Annotated in this window: 3 protein-coding genes; all 3 read right to left on the bottom strand. The window is 52.1% G+C overall.

Annotated features, from left to right (window positions below; all coding sequences use genetic code 11):
- On the bottom strand, nucleotides 1-241 hold a 241-nt coding region (locus B5F17_RS14450; protein ID WP_143287767.1), incomplete at its 3' end, for a hypothetical protein.
- A gap of 184 nt (nucleotides 242-425) precedes the next feature.
- The gene (locus B5F17_RS14445) at nucleotides 426-818 is read right to left on the bottom strand and encodes a hypothetical protein (RefSeq protein WP_087374948.1); all 393 of its coding nucleotides are present in this window, start codon (nucleotides 816-818) and stop codon (nucleotides 426-428) included.
- A 110-nt stretch (nucleotides 819-928) separates the two neighbouring features.
- Nucleotides 929-1,363 (bottom strand): single-stranded DNA-binding protein, encoded by a 435-nt coding sequence (locus B5F17_RS14440; RefSeq protein ID WP_087374946.1) that lies wholly within the window; start codon nucleotides 1,361-1,363, stop codon nucleotides 929-931.
- Between the last annotated feature and the right edge of the window lie 79 nt (nucleotides 1,364-1,442).

The raw sequence follows: 1,442 nt of genomic DNA, 5'->3' as shown, positions 1-1,442 counted from the left end.
TGCCGCAAGTCGGACATGCTTCTACGCTCGAATCGTCGTCAGGATAAATGCTCATCGGCGTGTTGCGGCGCAAAATGTCGCCCTCACGGTCGGCCTGCACCAGCTCGCGTAAACGGTCGAGTCCGCCAAGCGCATCCACCTCTCGCAAAGCATCCTTTGCCATGTCAACAGCCATCCGTAAGCTCGGAGCGTCCAGCACACACAATACATCCAACCGGTCAATCGCATCTCGGATGGTCATAAATCAGTCCTCCTTACTCATCTGGAACAATCTGCAAAAAGGTCTAAGCCGCGATGGTTTAACCCGTTTGCATTTTGCTTTGCACACATAGATAATATCGGCCGAACAGTACCCAGACTGAACACAATGTATACACCATGCACATTTATGGTATGTATTTCGCCATTCCTGTACGGTCATAGTGTCATACCTCTTTTGCACCTTTCCATCTCCAATTAGACCCATCAGTACAATCACTGCAAAAGCTGCGTGCAGTCCGATATAGGCAATACATACACTCGGCGCAGCTTTCGATCGCGCAGCCTCTCAAATCACTTATCAGCTCATCTTGTTCTTGTTTGAGTTTTTCAACCAAAGCCTCATATTTAGGAACCAGCTTATCTTGATATACTCTTACAAGGTGCATGCTACGCTCATAGCAGTCCTGTTCATACTCGATACGCGCCCTCTGGTCTTTGATCGTATTAGCGCAGGCTGTTAAAAACTCTGCGCTGGCACAGTCGCCAGCGATCGCGTACTCCTTCGCATTGCGGCCCAGCCGCTCGATCAGCTCATCTACATTTCCAATTTCAGACATTTTATCGCCCTCCATTAAACGCTGGACACTCGAGCACAATATAGCTCTCGGTATAATAGCTGCCGTGCGGGACTGCGTTTTTGCAGTCCCAGCACAGCGTGTCAATCCTCTCAGAACGGCACATCGCTGTCATCCTCCAGCGCTGTAAAATCATCCGCGCCCAGCGCATCCGGGTCCACCGGCGGACGCTCATACACCAGATCGTCACCGCGCGCACCGGCTCTGGCCTTCTTGGTCTCGCCGAAGGTAATCTCATCAACCTGCACACCTACCGATACCCGCTTGTTGCCGTTCCGATCCTCCCAGTGACGGGTCTGGATGCGACCGACGACAATGGCCATCATGCCCTTGGCAAACCATTTCTGCACGAACTCGGCCGAGCTGCCCCACGCAGCGCAGTCAATGAAATCGGCCTCACGCTCGCCATTTGCATTTTTGCGGCCACGGTCAACCGCCAGCGTAAAGTTTGCAACCTTGCGGTCGCCGATGTACTTACGTTCCGGGTCGCACACGAGGCGACCCATCAAAATTACCTTGTTAAGCATGCGTCAACTCTCCTCTGAGCTTGTAGATATTTTTGTTCATAGCGTGCAGCCTGTGCTTGTTCACGTTTGATCTGTTCCG

Origin of the sequence: Butyricicoccus pullicaecorum, from assembly GCF_002160355.1 — a bacterium.
In the GTDB taxonomy this organism is placed as follows: domain Bacteria; phylum Bacillota; class Clostridia; order Oscillospirales; family Butyricicoccaceae; genus Butyricicoccus; species Butyricicoccus pullicaecorum.
Note: the sequence above shows the minus strand (reverse complement) of the source record. Positions and strands in the feature narration are given on the sequence as shown.

Coding starts and splice junctions, on each gene's coding strand:
- B5F17_RS14445 (WP_087374948.1), bottom strand. CDS start 818: ATGTCTGAAATTGGAAATGTAGATGAGCTGATCGAGCGGCTGGGCCGC.
- B5F17_RS14440 (WP_087374946.1), bottom strand. CDS start 1,363: ATGCTTAACAAGGTAATTTTGATGGGTCGCCTCGTGTGCGACCCGGAA.